Origin of the sequence: Chitinophaga sp. OAE865, assembly GCF_040546735.1 — a bacterium.
GTDB classification, from domain to species: Bacteria; Bacteroidota; Bacteroidia; order Chitinophagales; family Chitinophagaceae; genus Chitinophaga; species Chitinophaga polysaccharea_A.
Window position 1 is genome coordinate 4,863,231 of the sequence record NZ_JBEPOF010000001.1, and the last position, 21,223, is coordinate 4,884,453.

A 21,223-nucleotide genomic window follows, 5' to 3' on the forward strand; every position below is an offset into this window, starting at 1 on the left:
GGTAATATGAACGGTCGAAACAGCATATATATTCTACTTTCTTTCATCCTGGCAGGATGCATTACTGCCTGCCGTATCACGAAGCCCTACCAGCCTCCCGCCATTACAGAGAATAACCTGTACCGGGATGTGAATACAACAGACACCAACAGTATCGCCAGGGTTCACTGGAAGGAAATTTTTACAGACACGCTTTTACAACAGCTGATCGCTACCGGTATCCGTAACAATTTGGACCTGCAGGTGGCCTGGTCGCGTATGCGGCAGGCGGAAGCCACTTACGCCCAAAGCAGGCAGGCGCTGTATCCTGCGGTAAGCGGGAATGTAAGCGCCGCTTATGCAGGCGCCTCCAATCAACAACGTACAGGCAGAACCGTTATACCCCAACAATACAACGCCGGGCTGGCCGCTACCTGGGAAGCGGATATATGGGGCAAGCTGCGCAGCAATAAACGCGCAGGCCTTGCCGCTCTCCTGCAGGCTACTGCCAATGCCCGGGCAGTGCAAACAGGGCTTATCGCCAGCATTGCCACTAACTACTACAACCTTATGGCGCTGGACCAGCAACTGACAATTACACAGCAAACCGTGGTGAACTGGCAGGCTACCGTGGAGGTAATGAAGGAACTGAAAAAAGGCGATGTGGTAACCGGTGCAGCAGTAGTACAAAGTGAGGCCAGCAGGTATGCCGCTGAAGTAACAATTCCTGATCTGAAACAATCGATCCGTGAAACAGAGAACCAGCTGAACCTATTGCTGGGACAGCCATCCGGGCCTATTGCCCGCAGCGGGCTTGACGACCAGCAACCGCTGATGCTGCTGAAAACAGGCGTGCCGGCGCAATTGCTGGCCAATCGCCCTGATGTGCAGGCCGCTGAATACAACCTGCGCTATTACTACGAATTAACAAATGTAGCCCGCGCTTATTTTTATCCCGCGCTTACTATTTCAGCCTCGGGAGGTTACGCCAGTTACCTGTCTCTCACCGGGCCCGGCTCCTGGATCAGCAACCTCATGGCAGGTTTAACACAGCCTATCTTTAACCAGGGCATTAATAAAACACGCCTGAAAGTAGCAAAGGAACAACAGGAACAGGCCGCACTGGATTTCCGTACTTCGGTATTAACAGCCGGACAGGAAGTATCCAACGCATTATATTCTTACCAGACGGCGGTGGAAAAAGGCAACTCGCGGCGCTTACAGCTGCAAAACCTGCAACTGTCGGTAGAATATACACAGGAACTGGTGAGATATGGATTTGCCAACTATACGGAGGTATTGAATGCGCAGCAAAACCTGTTATCGGCGCAACTGAGCAGGATCAACGATCACCTGCAGCAATTGCAGGCAGTGGTGTTCCTATACAGGGCGCTGGGCGGCGGCTGGCAGTAACTCCTGCCGGAAGGCGATGGCAGGTATGGCTGCCGTACTGTTCAGCACCTCGTCTACCAGCCCGAAATCGCGGGCTTCGGCTGCATCCATGAAATGATCGTTCCTGAATGCATACGCCACTTCTTCAACTGAACGGCCAGACTGTGAGGCGATCAGCTGGGAAAGCTTGTTCTGCAGCCGGCCCTGTTCATTAAAAGCGATCCGCACATCTTCTGTATATCCTTTGGCGCCGCCACTGGCGGGATGCATGTGAATAGTGGCGTTAGGCAGCGCATAACGTTGCCCGCTGGCGCCGGCCGTGAGGATAACAGTACCCATGCTGCCGGTGAAGCCCATAGCCGTTGTAGATACGGGCGACTTCAGCATTTTCATGGTATCATAAATTGCCATGCCGGCGTAAATCACGCCACCCGGGCTGTTGATATACATATTGATGGGCCGGTGATTTTCACTGTCGAGGTACAACAGCTGCGCCACTATGAGATTGGCCACCTGATCGTCGATAGCTGTGCCCAGAAAAATAATCCGCTCCTTCAGGAGCAGGCTGTATATATCAAACGCACCGCGGCTTTCGCCGTCGATAACCGTAGGAACAAGAAAGGCCATGTTATTTAAAAATAGAAGTGATGGAATTGTTGAAAGAAGTATCCTGCATAAGGCGATGGAAAAGCTGGTCCAGTTCGCGGCGTTTTTCTTCCCGCGCCAGCCAGCGTACCAGCTGCAGCGTTTTCCGCTGGTAGCGTACCTTTTCACGCAATGCGGGCGCAGCCAGCATCCGGGCCTGGAATACCAGCCGGGAGGCAGCGGGCATTTCCCGCAGCAGGTATTGTTCTATTTGCCGCGCTTCAGCTAACTGTTTCCGCATAATCCAACTGTTTAATCTGTTCCCTTACTTTTTCCAGGCATTTATATTTCTGCACACTGGCAGAATGCTGTGTTTTGAAATTAAAGTCTTCCGCTATTTCCTGTATGGAAAGATGATCGTAATAAAATGCGCGCAGCAGCTGCAGGCACCGTTTGCCGGCGGCCTTCACATACTCCAGCACCGGTTTGGCCACCGGTGGCGGCGCATAATAATCTGCCGGCACCCCAATATCGCCGTCCATGTCATCCAGCGGAATATGAGGGCCTGATCGTTTCAGTTTGCGGATGCACAGTATCCTGGCAATGCCGCTGATATAAGCTGCTGCCGGTACCCCGGGAGGCAGTTTGTTTTGCTGTTTTTTTTCGAGATAGATGATAACAGCATCCTGGAATATATCTTTGGCCATCTCCAGGTTGCCGCCCATCCGGTATATGGCTGCTGCCACACGAGGCAGGGTATTCCGGTATATTTCCTCCAGCCATTGATCTTCCTGAGTACGCATATGAGCCTGGTTTTTATATACTAGTGTCAGAAACCAACTGGATATCACCCAAAATTTAAGATTTTTTTTTACCTTTGCCTCACAATGTGATCAATATCCTACATACAATAGCGGGCTGAAGCCCTTATACATGCCGCTCCGGCGTGTTTTATCTCCCGTTTCCATAACTTTTTTTTACAATCATACAGTGATGCTGCTGCATACGCTGATCTATTCAATTAAATTTTACTGCCATGAAAATGAGTATCCTCGTTTCCCGTCCCGCTAACCCGGCGATACCTTTCGCCGCCATTGTTCATTTCAAAACGATTACACATGCTTATCAGCGTACAACAGCTCAGTTACCAGCTTCCATCAGGCCAGGATCTATTCAGGGATATCAGTTTCACGCTTCATAAAGGATACAAGGCTGCCATTGCAGGCCATAACGGTGCAGGCAAATCTACATCGCTGAAGATCATTGCCGGCCTGGAAAAGCCATCGTCCGGCACCGTGCGGATAACGGAGCCCTGTTACTATGTGCCGCAGCATTTCGGCCATTTTAATACGCTTACGGTAGCACAGGCTGCAGGCACTGCACAGAAACTGGATGCGTTGGAACTAATATTGCAGGGCGATACCAGTCCGCATTTATACGATATACTTGGCGACGACTGGGACATTGCCGTTCGCAGTGAAGCCGCATTTGAAAAATGGGGGCTGCGGGCATTACAGCCGGATCAGCCACTATCGTCGCTCAGCGGTGGTGAAAAAACACGGCTGTTCCTTGCCGGCATCGACATCTTCGAACCTTCCATCGTGCTGCTGGACGAGCCTACCAATCATCTTGACCACCACGCACGTGAACAGCTATACGAATGGATGGCCGGCACTTCCTGCACATTGCTGATCGTAAGCCACGACCGGCAGCTGTTGCGCCTCTGCGAGCCCATCTGGGAATTGCAGGCCAACGGCATTAAAACCTATGGAGGCAATTATGATTTCTATGCTGAACAAAAAAGCATAGAAACAGATGCCCTGCAACAGCGTGTTGCCCACCAGGAGAAAGCTCTGAAAGAAGCTAAAAAGCAACGGCAGGAGGCTATGGAGCGCAAGCAACATGCCGATGCACAGGCAAGGAAAAACGCCAGGAACGGCGGGATACCCAAGATACTGCTGAACGGAAGAAAGAATAATGCAGAAGTATCTACCGCAAAACTGAAACAGGTGCACAACGAAAAAGTAGAAGAGCTCCGTGCAGGCTGGCAGGAACTTTCAGCTATGACACAGATCCAGCGCATGATGAAAGGATACTTCGAACAATCATCGCTGCATACAGGAAAAGTACTGGTACAGGCCACGGGCATAAATTTCGGGTGGACAGCACAGTTACCAGATACAACGGCGCCGGATCCCGCAGCAACGGGTGAACCGGCACAGTTCACATCTCCCGGGAACATGCTCTGGCAAACACCACTTACCTTTACCATCCGCAGCGGGCAGCGGATAGCCATTACCGGCCCAAACGGCAGCGGCAAGTCTACCCTGCTGCAACTGATACTTGGTCAATTACAGCCAGCTACCGGTGAGATGCATACTGCCATCAGCCGCAGCCTGTTGCTGGACCAGGACTACACGCTGATCGACCGTGAAAAAACGGTATTGCAGCAGGCATTGTCTTACAACAATAACCGGCTGGAGATATCGATGGTAAAAACGGTGCTGGTGAATTTCCTTTTCGGCCCGGATACCTGGGATAAGTCCTGCACCGTTTTAAGCGGCGGTGAAATGCTGCGGCTCGCGCTTTGCAGCATGACCCTGCAGGACAAAGCCCCCGATGTGATCCTGCTGGATGAGCCTACCAATAACCTGGACCTGCAGAATATCAATATACTCACGCAGATCTTCAGGGAATACAAAGGCACGCTGCTGGTCATTTCCCACGATGCCGACTTCATAGCAGAAGTGGGCGTGGATGATATACTGGCGTTAAACAGGTAGGTGCTCCATGATCGCTTTATAAATGTCCTTCTCCCGGAAAGGCTTCAGGAGCCAGCCGTTGAAGCCTGCTTTAACAAAGGCCTCTTCATCGCTGGCGGAAATATTGGCTGTTAATGCCAGTGTTATCACTCCTGCCTTTCCGGGATCACTATTTTTGCGGATCTGCTCCATCACCTCAATACCGTTCAGCTTCGGCATGTGCAGATCCAGCAGCACGAGGTCGTAGCTGTATTGCTGAAACAGCTCCAGCGCGGTCTGCCCGTCGGTAGCCATATCGAACCGGCATTTCCAGCGGGTAAGGATCATCTTGAGCAGGAGCAGGTTCATTTCCTGGTCGTCCGCAACCAGCACATAACGTCCTTCCATATGCGCGCCCACCATTTCCTTTCCTTCATGGGTATGCGCAGGTACCATCAGTGGTACATTCACTTTTTCATAAGGGATACGGCACATAAAACGGGAGCCTTTCTGCAGCTCACTTTCCACCGAAATTTCCCCGCCCTGTAAAGTAACCAGGCGCCTGGTGATAGCCAGTCCAAGGCCGGTACCCTTTAAATGGCTTTTGGCATTACCAGCCTGGAAAAATCTTTCAAAAAGATGCTGCTGCGCTTCCGCGCTGATACCCTCACCGGTATCGGCCACTGTGAGCCGGAACTGCCATTGTTTTTCCCCGGCTGATTCCAGTATAGCCGTTACCGTTACTGTGCCTTTATCAGTGTACTTAATAGCATTGCTCACCAGGTTTAACAACACCTGCCTCAGCCGGAAAACATCGCCATTCGCCTGCCCGTTGCGGTTGCCTTCAAAGCTTACGTTAAATTCCAGGTTTTTCTTCAGCGCCTGTATCCTCATTATATTCATTACCTCGTTAAATACCTGGTACAATACAAAAGGCTGCAGGGTAAGCGACATGTAATCGTGCTCCAGCTTTGAAAAATCCAGCACATCGTTCACTACCTGTACCAGCATATTGGCGGCTGAATCCATAGAGGTTACCAGCTCTTTCTGCACAGGATTCAGCGGGGTATAAGACAACTGTTCTGTAAAACCCGCCAGGGAAGTAAGCGGTGTGCGCATTTCATGGCTCATATTATTGAGGAAATCGGTACGCATACGGGTTTGCTCTTCCGCCGCCAGCTTAGCAGCTTTCAGCCGGCGGTTATTTTTACGGATGATCCAGGCGGCAGCGGCTATCACTGCCAGGCAAACCAGGAGCGCAAGCAAACCCGCCAAAACAATACTTTTCATTTTTACAGTGCTATTGCCCACCACATCACGGGCTGCTCTCTTTTCTGCCCGGGCCTGCATAGCGGCGTGCTCCCGCAGTGAAATCAGTAGTCCCTTTAAATCCTCCATCATAGCGATGTTGGTGCCGGCCAGTGAAGATTCTGTTTCATTCAGCCGCATACGGTTGCTGAGCTGTTGTTTCAGGATATCCTTATAGTAACTGTTGATATCGCTAACTACCTTCCTCAGCTGCATGGCATCGTAGGCTTCCTTGTCGATCACCCGCCCGCTCCTGGTTCTCACCACAATGCTCACCTGGGCCTTCACCGTATCTTTTTTATTGGAGAGCGCATTGCCAATTCTTTTGAAGAGGCCCTTCTTCCCTGTTTTTGGCTGCTGTACGTTATTCACCGTATCAATGGTTACCTTTTCTTTTTTGATCTGCTTCATATTATAGGCCGGGATACCGTTCAGCAGCTGGTCAATCATTTCGTTCCTGATGGAACGGGCAAGCATGGAATCGGTGGCCTGTTTCAATGAGGCGATCTTCCCGGACAGATCTTCCTTTTCCTTCATGAGGGCGGCCAGTGAGGAAGTGGTATTCAGAGAACCGCTGATAGTGTTTATCATGGATAACACGTTACCAAGATCCTTTGAAAATGTTTCGAGATATTTACGTTGATACAACACCGTGTACAGGCGGAAATTGTTTTCTGCATCATTGAGGGTAAACAACGCAGAATCCATTAAATGTACAAACGGGTGCTCCGTCATAAGGGTGTCTGTAGCCTGCAGGAGCTGCCGGGTGCTTCGCCGGTGGATGTTGTAACCTGAAAAAAACAATACCACCATCAACAGGAAAACCAGTGTCAGTGACACGACAAACAATAATAAAGACTTGCGCATATAGCCGATCAGTTTTTAGGGGTACTACTGATGTTATATGACAACGGGGGATCCTGGTACTTTTAAATGGTTAGTGGCCGCTAAAATAGGGTTTTAATAGCAGCCACCAAAAAAATTACTGCAATTCGGGAATGCCATATATACCATACGGACTAAAAGCAACTACGCCATTCACTTTAAGCGGGAGAAAGGTCCCTTCCGCCGTGAGGTACTGCAAGTTATCGCCGGTCCTGCAGAGTAAGGGAAAACTGTACTGCACGTCTGTAACCCCGTAACCGGGCGCTTCTTCCAGCATCACATCATCAAATGCCTGTTCGCTTACGGGCTTACCTGCTGCATTCAGCACTGTAAATTCTGACCCCTTCTGCGCGAGGAAGCCACGCCCGTTCTTTTCCACCAGGAGGCGGTCGTAAATGGGAGCTATGATTATTTTACCGTTGCTGTCGGTATATCCATACAGCGGGTATTCACTGCCGGCTATTTTCTTTTCCAGTAAACGGGATTTCGCTACCGGCGGCAAGCGCTTTTCTTTGGGGGCCGGCACTTTCACACCTTTAAAATTAAAAAATGCCTCCGTGTAATCCTCCTTCCGGGTGGCTATCAGCAGGCTGGTATCTACCGATGATATGCCTACATTATAGTAAATGGCGGGGATCAGCATTTTCTTATGCAGTATGTCGTACACACCGGCGCCGGTTTCTTTCTTAACAGCTGCCAATCCCGGCGCAAGGCCTTCCACTTTTTTGTACTCCACGGGCAATACCTGCTCCCCTGATGTGCTATACAATCCATACATCTCCCGGTAACTTACTTCCAGCAATTCCATACCGGGAGCAGTGACATCGGTGCCATCGATGTCGAAAAAGGCTGGCCCGGTCAGCCGGCCCGTTGCAGGGTTATAAAAGCCGTACAGCGCTTTTTGTTTCAGCTTGAAAAGAGGTGTTGCGGAACGTTTATCCATCAGCGTTATAGCGGTATAATCTTTTGACAGTAACTTTTTGCCGGTACTATCTGCCAGGTTGTAATTACCATTTACCGGGATGATAAAATATTCACCGGCGGCCACTACATCACCTTCATATACAGGTGGAATAATCACTTTGCCATCTTCCCGGAGGATACCTGTTTTGCCGTTTTGTGTGATCCGCAGGTAAGGGCCGTAACCCTGTTCATCGTATGCGTCAGTGATATCTTCATAAATAAAATCTGCTATCAGCGTACCGTCTTCCCCTACCAGTCCGTACTTACCATTCTTTCTTGCCCTGAGAGAACCGTTATTGGTGATGGTCATATCTGTATATTCCGGAGCAGCGTATTCCTTTTTATTTTGCAGGTTGATGGTTACATCCTGCCCGTTCTTTTTTAAGCTCATCACCCAGTTGTCACTGCGCATAAAATAATGCTCGTGCTCATATTCAAAGGGGATCAGTATATTGTTATTAAAGTCGATGATCCCCCATTTGCCATTCTTCTGTGCAAACAGGTAATCTCCTTTCCTGCCACAGCCTCCGCAATAGTCGAATGATTCATACACAGCCGGTATCAGCAGTTTGTTTTCCGCCGTGCTGTAAATACCCCATTTGCTGCCGGTTTTCACATCAAAGTGCTGATCGTCCAATATCCCTGCATCTTCAAACTGCATAGGCAGCAGCAGTTTGCCGTAGGTGTCTGCATAGGTCATTTTCCCATCCCGGCGCAATACCAGGTAGGTTTTCCATTTCATTTCAATGGTATCATATTCAGCAGGCAGCACCCATTTCCCGTTATTGCCCACGATGCCTGTTTTACCGTTGCTGGCTACCAGCAGCATAGTTAACTCCTTATCAGGAACAACCAGCGAGTGACCGTTCTCATCAGCGGGTGTAGCAGTAACCGGGTGATACATGGCCAGCAACTGGTCGAACGCTTTCTTACCGGAAGGATCAATATACCAGCTTTTCTCCCCGTCCACCACACGGGCAAACCCATTGCTGAATATAGATGCCTGCTGGGCCGGTAAAGTGCGGGCTGCCAGCAGCAGTGCGCCTGTCAGCAAATAACGTATATGCTTTACAGTTACTATTTTAGTCATCATACCCTTTCTTCTTCTTTGATTTATACGGGAATGGTTTTCCCTGTGCATCAAGATAAAAATACCACTCTCCCTGTTTCACCAGTAAAGGGAAAATATTCCTTTCATATCCCTGGTTGATTTCCATTTCGTCATAGATAGCAGGGATGATCATTTTGCCGTTAATGCCCGCAATACCTTTTTTGCCTTCACGGGTTACTTCAAACAGTTTATTATCTTCCCGGTAACTGATATCGTCAAATTCCACAGGCAGGATCATCCTGCCAAGAGTATCCGTTATGCCGTATTTCCTGTTACGGCCTATTTTAAAAAAGGGCGCGCCGTATAAACTGCTTATTTCGCTGTACTCCACAGGGAGCAGCACTTTCCCTTCCCTGGTGATCAATCCTTTAAGATCGCCTTTCTTTACCAGGAGCAGGTTTTCCAGGGTATTAATATCGTCTGCTGTAATGGGATAAATGACCTCTTTATTACGGTTTATAATACCATACAATGCCTGGTTGGGGCTGATGTCTTTGCCAGCCAGGGCCAGGCCGTTCCAGAAATCACCCACAAAGCTATAGTCGTCAAAAACCACTTCTTTGCCGTTGGTATCCAGGAACAGGTTGCTGCGGCTGCTACTGTAACTTCCCCAAACTTTTAACAGCCCATCACTGAACTGTGCATTTCTTCTTTTGCTGCTTTCCGGCATCAGCAGCCTGGTAACCCTGTCTTCTTTAAACTCCCAGCGGTTGCTGCTATATAAAATATTGCCGGCTATATCGGAGAGAGTGCAGGTGGTGGTGCCGTCGTTATTATACCGGGTTTCCACTATCCGGTTGGTATCTACCGCTGTAAAGAACCCGTATTGTTTTCCGCCCCGGATGATCTTACCAGTGGCATCGGCCAGCGAAGTGGTATCGCCGTTGCGGAGGAACAGTAATTGATTGTTCTGCCATTGGATCCAGCTGTACTTTGCGGGCAGGATCTCTTTCCCGGTAGCGGTATTGAACAAACCAAGCCGCTCTTCTTTCAGAAAGGCCTGGTAATTTTTTTTATCTTCTCCTGCCAGATCATCGAGATAGGAAAAGCCGCTGTTATAACCATTTACCAAACCGTCATATACCGGGGGAACAATAATTTTACCGTCTATTCCAAGCAGGCCAGTTTTGCCCTGCTGTTCCACCTCCAGGCAAAGTGTATTTTCCCGTAAGAAGGGTGTTATACGGCTGTATGCAAATGGCAACAACTGTTTGCCACCGGTATCAAACACCCCGGTGGCAGTTCCTTTGCTTACCAGGAATACCAGCGGTATGGCCAATACGGGTATTCCCTTACCGCCCGGCGCCATTACCACAGGAGCGTCATATACTTCCCTTCCTTCCGCGTTAACAGCTTTGATGTCACTATACAGCGGCGGAATGATCTCCTTCCCTGCTGCATTCACCACTCCGTATTTACCACCCTTGCCTACTTTCATTACTATGCCCATCAGGGATGCTTCGGAATATTGCAGCGGCAGCAGCGTTTGGCCATGTGCGTCCACGATCCCGGTTTTCCCGTTTTGTGTAACCGCAAAGAGATCATTCCCCGGCCCAGGGCTGCATTTATCATAAACGGCCGGTACTACAATGCGGCCGTCGTGATCCATCACGCCCGATTTGCCTTTGGAGGTAAACCCAAAATAAGTGTTGTTGCTACTGAGGTAATTAAACGACTCATATTCCGCAGGCACAATGATGGTACCGTCTTCCGCTGCCAATCCTACTTTCCCGGCCTTCGTTATTTCTATGGTATAATTGCGTACATAACTTTTGCCTGCATCTTCGTATATGGGTGCCTGTAATACCTTTCCTGTTTTAATGTCTATCCATCCCCAGCGGCCGTCTTTTTTCATTTTCAGCACATGCGGCGTCATTGGTTCTACCTGTGTGTATACAGGCGGGCAAATCTCATTGCCAAGTGTATCAGCGGCGCCATATTTTCCATTGAGCCGGGTGATCACAAAGCAATAGTTCTTCGAGGAATCCGTGTCGTCTTTTTCGTCGGCCAGGCTAACCTCATCATACTTAAAGGGGGCTATAATTTTACCGCTGTTACTGATGGCTCCATAGGCATTATGTTTCACCGCTATAATGGTTTTGAAATAGCCCTGGTTTTCCAGTTTATCTACCAGCACGGCTCCTGAAAGATGCAGCCATTGCTTTTGCCGGTTGATCATCACCGGCGCCAGCTGCCCATCGAACCGCCCAAGGTAATCCGCTACCACCTGCTGTTGCGCATACAAAGAAAGATTGCTTAAAAGGAGTCCTGTCAATAAGTATTTTTTCCTCCGCATGTAGTTTCCGCTTTAGTAGAAGTTGCAAAGATGCATATCTTTCGGAAAACGCAAATAATTAATGTTTTGCTTAAAACCACTGGTTGCCGGCTTCCGTTCAACGAAAAGGTGCAGGGTTTTATTATTTTTTTGTTACGTTTGCCGATTCCCGTTTTGGGGCGTGAACTTAAGAAATGAAAAAAAATCTGCATTATGAATGGAATGACTAAATCTGTTGCCGCTGCATTCCTGGGCGCCTTTACGGCGTTACAGGGGCTCACCGCAGTAGCTCAATCCAATGAAAAGCCAAAGCTGATTGTAGGTATCGTGGTAGACCAGATGCGCTGGGATTACCTGTACCGGTATTACGACCGTTATGAAGCCGGCGGCTTCAAACGCATGCTGGGTGATGGTTTTTCATGTGAGAACACATTTATCAGCCACCTTCCCTCTTTTACAGCCGTAGGCCACAGCACTATTTATACAGGCAGTGTGCCGGCTATTCATGGTATTACGGGCAACGACTGGCCCGATCAGCTCAGCGGGAGAAAATGGTATTGCACTGAAGACACTACGGTGCAACCTGTTGGCACCAATAGCTCCGCAGGCAGGATGTCGCCACGCAACCTGCTGGCCTCCACTATCACCGATGAACTGAAACTGGCCACCAACTTCCGCTCAAAGGTAGTGGGCGTATCGCTGAAAGACCGCGCCTCTATCCTTCCTGCGGGGCATACGGCCAATGGCGCATTCTGGCTGGACGACAGCAACGCCAGCTTTGTGACCAGCACCTGGTATATGAAGGAACTGCCTGAATGGGTAAAACGCTTCAACGACCGCAAAGTGCCACAGCAACTGATGTCCAAACCATGGGAAACCCTGTACCCTGTGAACACCTATGTACAGAGCAGCGAAGACAACGCTCCCTGGGAAGGTACTTTCCCCGGCGAAAAAGCGCCTGTTTTCCCCCATGCGCTGAAAGACGTATATAAAAAAGACCCCGGCAGCCTGAGATCTACTCCCAACGGGAATACGCTGACACTGGATTTCGCAAAAGCGGCCATTGAAGGATACGACCTCGGTAATAACACTGTAACGGATTTCCTCACTATCAACTGCGCTTCTACTGATTATGTAGGCCATAAATACGGCCCTAACTCCATAGAAGTGGAAGATACCTATCTACGCCTGGATAAAGACCTGTCGGCCTTCTTCTCTTACCTCGACCAGCGCGTGGGAAAAGGCAACTACCTCGTATTCCTTACAGCCGATCATGGCGCAGCCCACGCCCTTAAATTCATGGAAGAACATAAACTGCCATCCGGGCAAACTGAAAGCCGCAAACTGCTGGCAGGCCTGGATAGTACGCTGAATGCCCGCTTCGGCGTGAGCAAACTGGTATTGTCTTTTATGAACTACCACGTGAGCTTCGACAAAGCAAAAATTGCTGCATCCAAACTGGATTATGATGCGGTGAAGAAAGAAACCGTGAAATACTTTGAGGCGCAACCGGGTATCCAGTTTGCCGCCGACCTGGATAATATCGGGACGAACCCTTTACCGGAACCACTGAACACCATGGCCATTAATGGTTACAACCGTAAACGCACCGGTTCCGTGATCGTGATCCCTGAACCGGGATGGTTTGAAGGTTCACTGAAAGGAACTACCCATGGTAACTGGAACCCGTTCGATATCCATATCCCGCTGGTGTTTATGGGATGGCATGTAAAACATGGCGCCTCCAATGAAACGGTGCATATGACAGATATTGCCGCTACCCTGGCTGCCATGCTGCATATACAAATGCCCAGCGGCTGTGTAGGTAAACCTGTGAAAGAAATACTGCAATAATATATTTCCGGTAGGATACCGCCTGGCATCCTACCGGGTTTTAAATTATACCCTTCCCATAAAAGGATCTGTGATCCCCTCTTCTCCTGTTTCCACCCTTCCTGCATACTGCTGGCTAAATGTATCAAAGCCTGCTGCCTTCACGGTAAAATCGTACCAGCCACGACTTTTCTGTAACGGTAATACCAGCTCCAGTGTGGCCCCTGTTGCAATGCTACGCTGGATCAACTTACCATGATAAGCATTGTCTGTGATGCTGATATCCCGGGGGCTGCTACCGGTATTGGTTACACGCAGTACCAGGTTGCCGGTGGCCTTCTTTTTCAGCTTACCGTTTGTTTCATAGTCCACCGCAATATCCAGCTGCGGATGCTGCGGGGAGCCTTCGAAGACACGGTAAAACCCGTTCGGCCCATGCAGGTGCAGCCTGTAATGGTTATCAGTAAAGGCCCTGGCCGGCCATTCATAAGTGATGGTATCCCTGCGGCTACGGCAAAGGACCAGGTTCTTCCCTGCTCTGTTTCACCGGTTGATTCATCCTTGTAAGGAAGATGGGTGTACACCGTGAAAGGCGCGCCATGCGCACGGTCGCCAAACAATTGCCTGCCTGCTTTCATTTTCAGCGACAACAATTCCCCGTCTGCTTTCCACTGCCCGTCTGCCAGCAGTTCGTACGGCAATGCGCAGGAAGGGCGGGTGCCTTTCTCCTGCTGTAAAATCGTAGTGCCTTTCCCGTTAGTAAATGCTTTTACATCTTCCGGGGTGATCTTATTGAAGCCGGTGGGTACGGATTTAAAGCGGGCGTTGTTGATGTTTTCCACTACGAGGCGCTGGTCCAGGAAAATCTTTTTGTCGGGTGTAGAAGTATTAAAGGGGCTGAAAGCTGCTGTCAGATCCCCGCTGATAGTGCGTCGCCACTGGCTGATATTTTCCAGGTGCAGTTTTTTGTTCAGTTTCTTATTAAAAAATGTTTCCAGGAACTGGAGAGTGGAAGTATGTTCAAATACCTGCGAGCATACCTTTCCTCCCCTGCTCCATGGAGATGCGATCATAAGAGGAACCCTGAAACCCAGTCCTACCGGGGCCTCCCTTGCCTGCTTCTCACTTATGCCCTGTTTCAGTTCATGTGCCAGCCTCACCTGTTCAATTTCCGTATCAATTCCGGCGGAACATTTTCCCGTACCGGGTTTATTATTATCGCAAATAGAAAATGGTACCACGTGATCGAAGTAGCCATCATTTTCATCGTAAGTAACAATGAAAATAGTTTTCTTCCATACTTCCGGTTTTTGTGTAAGGATATCCAGTATTTCGGATACATACCATGCCCCATACCAGGGAGCGCTGGGGTGGTCGGAGAAATTCTGCGGGCCTGCCAGCCAGGATACCTGCGGCAGTTTGCCTTCGTTCACATCTTTACGGAACTGGTGCAGCACATCGCCGGCAGGTACAGTAACAGTACGCTCCGTTGATCCGTCCTTATAACTTACTTCTGTTACCTTACGATAGGAAGGATCATTTTTATTTACCACGAAAGCCCGCTGGTAAAGCGATTTCTGGTGATCCGTTAATTGCTCATAGCTTTCTTTGTTCCATTTTGCCAGCTCCTGTGTGGCATTGTCAAGTACTGCCTGCTTTTTGGAAATGTCTGCGCGGATCTTTGCAGCCGCAGCATCAGAGGAAGGACTGGCTTCCTGGAGCTTGTTGATTTCATCAGGCAGTGTTTCCACCTGTTTCAGCAACCCGTTTACATAGCGCTCAGAAAACTTCACATTATAGGCGGCGAAAAATTCCAGCAGGTTACAGCCGAAGTTGGCAAGCCAGGCCCTTTCTTCTCCTTTCCATCCGCCACCGCAGCTGATCTCATTCTGGTAAAATTTCCAGGCGATATTATTTTCTTCCAACAATTCAGGGAAGGTTTTCCAGGGAAGTTTTCCATAGCTGTAATCATCGTTCCGGATATGCGCTTTTGGCAATCCATCCACCTCATGCACTATTTTTCCTGTCCAGAAAAAAGAGCGGTTCGGCGTAGTGCTGGTCATGGCTGAGCAGAAGTTCTGGTCGCATACCGTGAAAGCATCCGCCATGGCGTAGTTGAAGGGAAGATCTTCGCGGGTATAATAGCCCATTGTTAAAGGCATAGCCGCGTATTCTTTGTTGCCCGGTGTTTTTGCGATCAGCCATTTATCGTAGCGCCCTTTATTGTAAGCATCTACCTGGCTTGGCCTGGAATGCGGCAGTGCACCCATCCAGGTGGCTTTGGTGTCTTTAATATTAAGACGGAAAGGGGCATAGGTATCGCCCTGTGCATTGGTTTGAAACCATACCGGTTTGGCATCCGGCATCCATGCGGCACGTGGATCATTAAAACCGCGAACACCCTGTAAAGTGCCAAAACAGTGGTCAAAAGAACGGTTCTCCTGCATAAGGATCACAATATGTTCCGCATCGAGGAAAGTGCTGCCGGGAGCTGGATCTATTGCCAACGCCCGTTGAATAGAGGCAGGCATCATGGTAGATAAGCCTGCGGCACCGGATAGTAGTAAAGATTTTTTCAGAAATTCTCTGCGTGAGTCCATTTATAATCAGATTGAGTGGGTTTCTGCATTGTTCAGCAAACATTGTTCATCAAACAAAATAGAAAACATTCTCAAAGAATGCAATGGTGCCTCCTGTTATGTGTCTGTTATACATTATATACGGCTATGGTTGAGGACAGCCGGTAAGTGTATGCCATTCATGCTCAATGCGCGTCATGAGCAAGGCATTGTCAAAAGTAACGGACCCATTTTTAAATACCGCTGTATCTTCAAAAAAGCTGGAGCTTACCTGTAACAACTGCAACGGGCTTACCTGCCATTGGTAGGTCTGCAGTTTCAGGCCATCGAGCGACTGCCGCTCATTGGGAGAATAGCCAACGGCTCCGCCTGCAAAAAAAGCAGATGCATTTTCCAATGTTCCAAAAACGGAGGTAACCGGAAATTCATTGGTGCTGCGGGCATCTACGCTAAGAAATGTTTTATCAGCGCTGGCAAAAGCAATATGATAATGCCCACCGGCTTCTCTTACATCAAAACGCGCCAGGTGATGTTTCCCTGGAAATATCCGCCCACCCGCCAGTGCGTTCAACCGCGATGAAGTATCCCGCCTGGGAATATACACACCCTCTTTTGTAACTCCATTCTCTTCCCATTCCACGGCAATACGGTGCGCGCCGTTTTCCGAAGAAATGCCGGTAAAATCGGGCCAGCCTTTGGGCTTTATATGTTTTAATCTTATCAGGCAAATACCGGCAATGGCTTTGCCTTTATAGATCTTTGGACGGAAAGGCGCCGGAAGCAAGGGCTGAACAGCTTCGGGTGCTACGGTGAAATTCACCAGGATGCGCCGGTCTATATAACCATGTATAACGGGTAGTTTCATATAGGTACAGATCTGTATTAAAGGTACATCAAAACAACTTCCGGCTGGTTTTTTAAATAAATTGAACAAATGTTTTGAAAAGTTGTTCAATTTTGTATCTTTGTCAAAAGGATGATTATGCCGGTAAGTGAGAAGAAAGTAAAAATGGACGACTCCACGGAGGAACGGATTAAAGCGGCCGCCAGGATAGTATTCACCAAGAAAGGATACCAGGCCACGAAAGTAAGGGATATTGCAGCAGAGGCCGACATTAACCTGTCGCTGGTCAACTATTATTTCCGCAGCAAGGAAAAGCTGTTTCAGTATGTAATGGCTGAAGTGGTGGAAAAATTGTTCACCAGGATTGCACAGGTGCTCAATAATGAACAGCTCAGCATACAGCAAAAGGTGGAACAACTGGCAGACCACTACATAGACATGCTATTGAAAAACCCGGATTTCCCTTTGTTTATGATAAATGAGATTTTTGCGGGCAGCGATGTGCTGTTGAAAAACAACCGTAACCACGCTATCTTCCAGTCTCATTTCTTCAAGCAACTGGCCGCCCTGCAAAAAGAAGGTAAACTGAGCATACACCCTATCCAGTTAATGCTGAGCCTGATCGGCTTTGTAGTGATGCCCTTCCTGGCCCGGCCACTGCTGGAAAGAAACAAAGTGTTGAAATCAACTGAATTCGTAGCTATGATGGAAGAGCGAAGAAAACTTATTCCCATGTGGATAAAAGGCATGCTGAAATAGCTGCTTTTTTTTACCCGAAAATTGAACAACTTTTCAAAACAACAATTCAAACATGAAAGTACTTCAGGCATTATGTTGTTTCATATTACTGGGAGTGCCGGCAAAACAAGCCAGGGGACAGGATTCCGTGCTTACCATAGAAGAGTGTTATACCCTGGCCCGGCAAAATTACCCGCTGATCAGACAGTATGATCTTATTAAACGCAGCAGCAGGTATTCCGTGGAAAATGCAGGTAAACTATACCTGCCCCAGCTCAATGTAAGCGGGCAGGCCACCTACCAGTCGCAAACCATCAACTTCAGTGAAGTGATACCTCCCATGCCCGGTGTGGAATTCCCTTCGCTGAGCAAGGACCAGTATAAGATACAGGCGGAGATCTCCCAGCAGATCTATGATGGAGGAGTAAGCAAACTGCAGAAAGAAAGCAGTCGCGCCAATGAGGCCATACAACAGCAACAGCTGGAAGTAAACCTCTACGCCATCCGCCAGCAGGTAACACAACTGTATTTCGGCATACTGCTCATGGATGCGCAGCTGCAGCAGAACAACCTGAGAAAGGCAGACCTGCAAAGCGCCACGGATAAAATGCAGGCCGCCCTTAACAACGGCGTAGCCTACCGCAGCAATGTAGATGAGCTCAAAGCAGAGATCATGAACGCCGATATGATGACCACCGAATTCATGGCTAACAGGAAAGCCTATATGAAAATGTTGTCGGCTTTCCTGCATCAACCGCTGAGCGACAGCACCCGCCTGGCATGGCCTGCACCCGTGACGCCACAACAGGAGATACATCGGCCTGAAATTACTTACTATGATATCCAGAAAAAAGCACTGGACGTACAGGAGAAACAACTGCAGTCAGGCTATCTTCCCAAGTTGAACGCATTTATCCAGGGCGCTTACGGCCGCCCCACCCTAAACATCGTCGACAATAAAGCCGGCGCCTGGTGGCTTGGCGGCGTTCGGCTCAGCTGGTCGCTCGGCAGCCTCTACTCCCTGAAAAACAACCGGCAACTGCTGGACATTAACCGGCAAAACCTGGATATAAGCAAGGAAACATTCCTGTTCAATACCGGCATGAGCCTGCAGCAGCAATACCAGGACATCAATAAGTTTACCGTGCTGATAGACCAGGACGACAGTGCCATCGCACTACGCTCATCCGTACGGAAATCAGCCCAGGCGCAGCTCGACAATGGCGTGATCACCGTGCATGAATACATCTCCCAGCTGAATGCGGAAAATCTGGCGAAACAATCACGCATCCTTCACAGCATACAATTACTACAGGCTCAATACAATCATAAAAATACCTCCGGGAACTGATTAATTATTGCATATGAAATACAACATGATACCTGCTATAGCCGTTGTGATGATGATCAATGCCTGCGGAAAAGGCAGTAACGACTACGACGCATCCGGCAACTTTGAAGCAGATGAAGTGATCGTATCTGCAGAACAAAACGGTCAGATACAATCGTTCACCGTAAAAGAAGGCGACAAGCTCGCTGCAGGCCAAACGGTTGGGCAAATAGACGTGGCCATCCCCACCCTTCAGAAGGAACAGGTACAGGCATCTATAAAAGCATTGCAGGAGAAAACGCAGGACCCCGTGCCGGAAAGGGAACTGGTGCGCCGGCAACTGCTGGTACAGGAAGCGCAGCTGCAGCAGCAGTACCGGGAAAGAACACGCACTGAAAACCTGGTAAAAAGCGATGCCGCCACACAGAAACAGCTGGATGATATCAATGCCCTTATTGTGCAAATGGAAAGACAGCTAAATGTTACGCGGCAACAGTTGCAGCTTAACAATTCCAATATCTCCACACAAAACCGCAGCATTCTAAGTGAAAAAGCGCCGCTGGAAAAATCACTGGCGCAATTTGCAGAACAGATCCGAAAAGGACAGATTGTAAATCCCATCAGCGGCGTTGTGCTTCAAAGATATGCACTGCAGGGAGAAATGGCCACCAGCGGGAAGCCGCTCTATAAGATCGCCAACATTGATACGCTTTACCTGAAGGCCTATGTAACTGGTATTACCCTCCCGCAGATCAAACTGGGGCAGCAGGTTCAGGTGCGTATCGACCAGGGTAAAAAAGATTATAAGGCCTATCCCGGTGAAATTACCTGGATCTCCGGTAAATCTGAGTTTACGCCTAAAACCATTCAAACAAAAAATGAGCGGGCCAACCTGGTATATGCCATCAAGGTAAGGGTAAAGAACGATGGCTACCTGAAAATAGGCATGTATGGTGAAATGCTGATCAATAAAGATTCCAAATGAGCGCGGTAACCCTTGATCATATCACTAAAACCTACGATGAAGGTAAGGTGCTGGCAGTGGATGATATTTCACTGCAGGTGGAGGAAGGCGAGCTGTTTGGCCTCATTGGCCCCGATGGCGCAGGCAAAACATCCCTTTTCCGCGTCCTCACCACGTTACTGCTGCCGGATAAAGGCAGCGCCACCGTACGCGGGTATGATTGTGTGAAAGATTATAAAGAGATCCGTAAACGGATCGGCTATATGCCCGGGAAATTTTCCCTGTACCAGGATCTGACGGTAAAGGAAAACCTCGATTTCTTTGCCACTCTTTTTGGCAGCACCATAGAAGGCAACTATGAGTTGATAAAAGATATCTACGAACAGATAAAGCCTTTTAATGACCGCCGCGCCGGTAAGCTCAGCGGCGGCATGAAACAGAAGCTGGCCCTTTGTTGCGCGCTGATCCACAAACCGGAAGTATTATTCCTGGATGAACCTACCACAGGAGTGGATGTAGTATCGAGAAAAGAATTCTGGGAGATGCTGAAACGCCTGAAACAACAGGGTATTACCATCATCGTATCTACCCCTTATATGGATGAAGCCGTGCTTTGTGAAAGGATCGCGCTGATACAGAACGGCAAAATTATGTCGGTAGATACGCCGGCTAACATCATGGCCGCCTTCCCCGTAAAACTGTATGCCATCAAGGCGGACAACATCTATAAACTGCTCACAGCATTGAGAGGTATGCCGGAAATAGACAGCAGCTTTGCTTTCGGGGAGTATATACACATTACGCTGAAAAACGATAACGACAACATCGATGCGCTGCGGCGCCAGGTAGAACAACAGGGGCATACACATGTAGATATAAAATTAATTCATCCCGGCATTGAGGATAGTTTTATCCGGTTAATGAACCAGGCCTAAAACAGGTATCATGGAAGAAAAAGTGATTGTATGTAAGGATCTCACCAAGCGGTTCGGCGATTTTTATGCCGTCAATAAAATTTCCTTTGAGGTAGATAAAGGAGAGATCTTTGGCTTCCTGGGTGCGAACGGCGCCGGTAAAACCACGGCTATGCGCATTCTCTGCGGGCTCTCCCACCCCACCTCCGGGGAAGCGATGGTAGCCGGTTTCGATGTATACAAACAGGCAGAGAAGATCAAAAAGAATATCGGCTATATGAGCCAGAAATTCTCCCTGTATGAGAACCTCACGGTACTGGAGAACATCGAATTCTTTGGTGGTGTGTACGGCGTTCCGTCTGCCGAGATCCGCAAACGAAGCGATAACCTGGTACAGCAATTAGGGCTTACCGCAGAAGCAAAGAAACTCGTTGGGGCATTGCCGTTAGGATGGAAACAGAAACTGGCATTTTCGGTGGCTATCTTCCATCAGCCGCGCATTGTATTCCTGGACGAGCCTACCGGTGGCGTGGACCCCGTTACCAGGCGGCAGTTCTGGGATATGATCTACGAAGCGGCGGCAAGTGGCATCACCATCTTTGTAACTACACACTATATGGATGAAGCGGAGTATTGCAACCGCATCACCATTATGGTAGACGGGAAAGTGGAAGCGCTGGATTCTCCCGCCAACCTGAAAGCGCAGTTCAAGGCAGATAATATGGACGAAGTATTTTACCTGCTGGCCCGCGGGGCTAAAAGGTCGGGCGACTAAACCATTT

General features: G+C 49.0%; 16 protein-coding genes and 1 pseudogene. 8 read left to right on the forward strand and 9 right to left on the reverse strand.

What is annotated here, in order from left to right:
• The first annotated feature begins 6 nt into the window (after positions 1-6).
• Positions 7-1,392 carry a TolC family protein gene (locus ABIE50_RS19745; RefSeq protein WP_209857946.1) on the forward strand — a complete coding sequence of 462 codons (1,386 nt, stop codon included), beginning with the start codon at positions 7-9 and terminating at the stop codon, positions 1,390-1,392.
• On the opposite strand, the gene ABIE50_RS19750 is transcribed toward ABIE50_RS19745, so the two are convergent.
• Genes ABIE50_RS19750 through ABIE50_RS19760 form a run of 3 tightly spaced genes read right to left on the reverse strand, consistent with a single transcriptional unit; the run spans position 1,360 to position 2,759 of the window.
• Positions 1,360-1,998 (reverse strand): ClpP family protease, encoded by a 639-nt coding sequence (locus ABIE50_RS19750; protein ID WP_209857947.1) that lies wholly within the window; start codon positions 1,996-1,998, stop codon positions 1,360-1,362. The genes ABIE50_RS19745 and ABIE50_RS19750 overlap by 33 nt on opposite strands.
• Before the next feature lies 1 nt (position 1,999).
• Positions 2,000-2,257 carry a hypothetical protein gene (locus tag ABIE50_RS19755; protein WP_209857948.1) on the reverse strand — a complete coding sequence of 86 codons (258 nt, stop codon included), beginning with the start codon at positions 2,255-2,257 and terminating at the stop codon, positions 2,000-2,002.
• Positions 2,238-2,759 (reverse strand): RNA polymerase sigma factor, encoded by a 522-nt coding sequence (locus ABIE50_RS19760; RefSeq protein WP_209857949.1) that lies wholly within the window; start codon positions 2,757-2,759, stop codon positions 2,238-2,240. Before ABIE50_RS19760 ends, ABIE50_RS19755 begins: the two co-directional genes overlap by 20 nt.
• Before the next feature lie 315 nt (positions 2,760-3,074).
• Here ABIE50_RS19760 and ABIE50_RS19765 point away from each other — a divergent pair, with 315 nt between their 5' ends.
• Positions 3,075-4,739 carry an ABC-F family ATP-binding cassette domain-containing protein gene (locus tag ABIE50_RS19765; RefSeq protein ID WP_209857950.1) on the forward strand — a complete coding sequence of 555 codons (1,665 nt, stop codon included), beginning with the start codon at positions 3,075-3,077 and terminating at the stop codon, positions 4,737-4,739.
• Here ABIE50_RS19765 and ABIE50_RS19770 read toward each other — a convergent pair.
• The 3 genes from ABIE50_RS19770 to ABIE50_RS19780 form a co-directional block, all read right to left on the reverse strand.
• The gene (locus tag ABIE50_RS19770; protein ID WP_209857951.1) at positions 4,728-6,872 is read right to left on the reverse strand and encodes an ATP-binding protein; all 2,145 of its coding nucleotides are present in this window, start codon (positions 6,870-6,872) and stop codon (positions 4,728-4,730) included. The two genes, ABIE50_RS19765 and ABIE50_RS19770, sit on opposite strands and share 12 nt — an antisense overlap.
• 115 nt (positions 6,873-6,987) lie before the next feature.
• Positions 6,988-8,946, reverse strand: coding sequence for a WG repeat-containing protein (locus tag ABIE50_RS19775; RefSeq protein ID WP_209857952.1), 1,959 nt, complete (start codon positions 8,944-8,946; stop codon positions 6,988-6,990).
• Positions 8,936-11,239, reverse strand: a complete 2,304-nt coding sequence (locus ABIE50_RS19780) for a WG repeat-containing protein (protein WP_209857953.1) — start codon at positions 11,237-11,239, stop codon at positions 8,936-8,938. The genes ABIE50_RS19775 and ABIE50_RS19780 overlap by 11 nt, the downstream gene beginning before the upstream one ends.
• A 213-nt stretch (positions 11,240-11,452) precedes the next feature.
• On the opposite strand from ABIE50_RS19780, the gene pafA reads away from it, so the two are divergent.
• On the forward strand, positions 11,453-13,093 hold the full coding sequence (gene pafA, locus ABIE50_RS19785; RefSeq protein WP_354028086.1) for an alkaline phosphatase PafA: 1,641 nt from the start codon (positions 11,453-11,455) through the stop codon (positions 13,091-13,093).
• A 45-nt stretch (positions 13,094-13,138) separates the two neighbouring features.
• Here pafA and ABIE50_RS19790 read toward each other — a convergent pair.
• The 3 genes and pseudogenes from ABIE50_RS19790 to ABIE50_RS19800 form a co-directional block, all read right to left on the reverse strand.
• Positions 13,139-13,531: pseudogene (locus tag ABIE50_RS19790) on the reverse strand (phospholipase domain-containing protein); the annotation flags it as partial.
• The gene (locus tag ABIE50_RS19795; protein WP_354028087.1) at positions 13,417-15,672 is read right to left on the reverse strand and encodes a phosphocholine-specific phospholipase C; all 2,256 of its coding nucleotides are present in this window, start codon (positions 15,670-15,672) and stop codon (positions 13,417-13,419) included. The gene ABIE50_RS19795 and the pseudogene ABIE50_RS19790, both read right to left, overlap by 115 nt.
• A 124-nt stretch (positions 15,673-15,796) precedes the next feature.
• Entirely contained in the window at positions 15,797-16,516 is a 720-nt protein-coding gene (locus tag ABIE50_RS19800) for a DUF2071 domain-containing protein (protein WP_209857954.1), read from the reverse strand.
• Between the two features lie 117 nt (positions 16,517-16,633).
• Here ABIE50_RS19800 and ABIE50_RS19805 point away from each other — a divergent pair, with 117 nt between their 5' ends.
• The 5 genes from ABIE50_RS19805 to ABIE50_RS19825 are packed head-to-tail and all read left to right on the forward strand — an operon-like array spanning position 16,634 to position 21,216.
• Positions 16,634-17,254: a TetR/AcrR family transcriptional regulator gene (locus ABIE50_RS19805; protein WP_142687253.1), complete on the forward strand. Its 621-nt coding sequence runs from the start codon at positions 16,634-16,636 to the stop codon at positions 17,252-17,254.
• 52 nt (positions 17,255-17,306) lie between these two features.
• The gene (locus ABIE50_RS19810) at positions 17,307-18,584 is read left to right on the forward strand and encodes a TolC family protein (protein WP_209857955.1); all 1,278 of its coding nucleotides are present in this window, start codon (positions 17,307-17,309) and stop codon (positions 18,582-18,584) included.
• A gap of 13 nt (positions 18,585-18,597) precedes the next feature.
• Positions 18,598-19,548, forward strand: coding sequence for an HlyD family secretion protein (locus ABIE50_RS19815; RefSeq protein ID WP_209857956.1), 951 nt, complete (start codon positions 18,598-18,600; stop codon positions 19,546-19,548).
• Complete coding sequence (locus ABIE50_RS19820; protein WP_209857957.1) at positions 19,545-20,462, forward strand: ABC transporter ATP-binding protein; 918 nt, start codon at positions 19,545-19,547, stop codon at positions 20,460-20,462. The genes ABIE50_RS19815 and ABIE50_RS19820 overlap by 4 nt, the downstream gene beginning before the upstream one ends.
• A gap of 10 nt (positions 20,463-20,472) precedes the next feature.
• A complete protein-coding gene (locus ABIE50_RS19825) occupies positions 20,473-21,216 on the forward strand; it encodes an ABC transporter ATP-binding protein (protein ID WP_209857958.1) in 744 nt (247 codons plus the stop codon).
• The last annotated feature ends 7 nt before the right edge of the window (positions 21,217-21,223 follow it).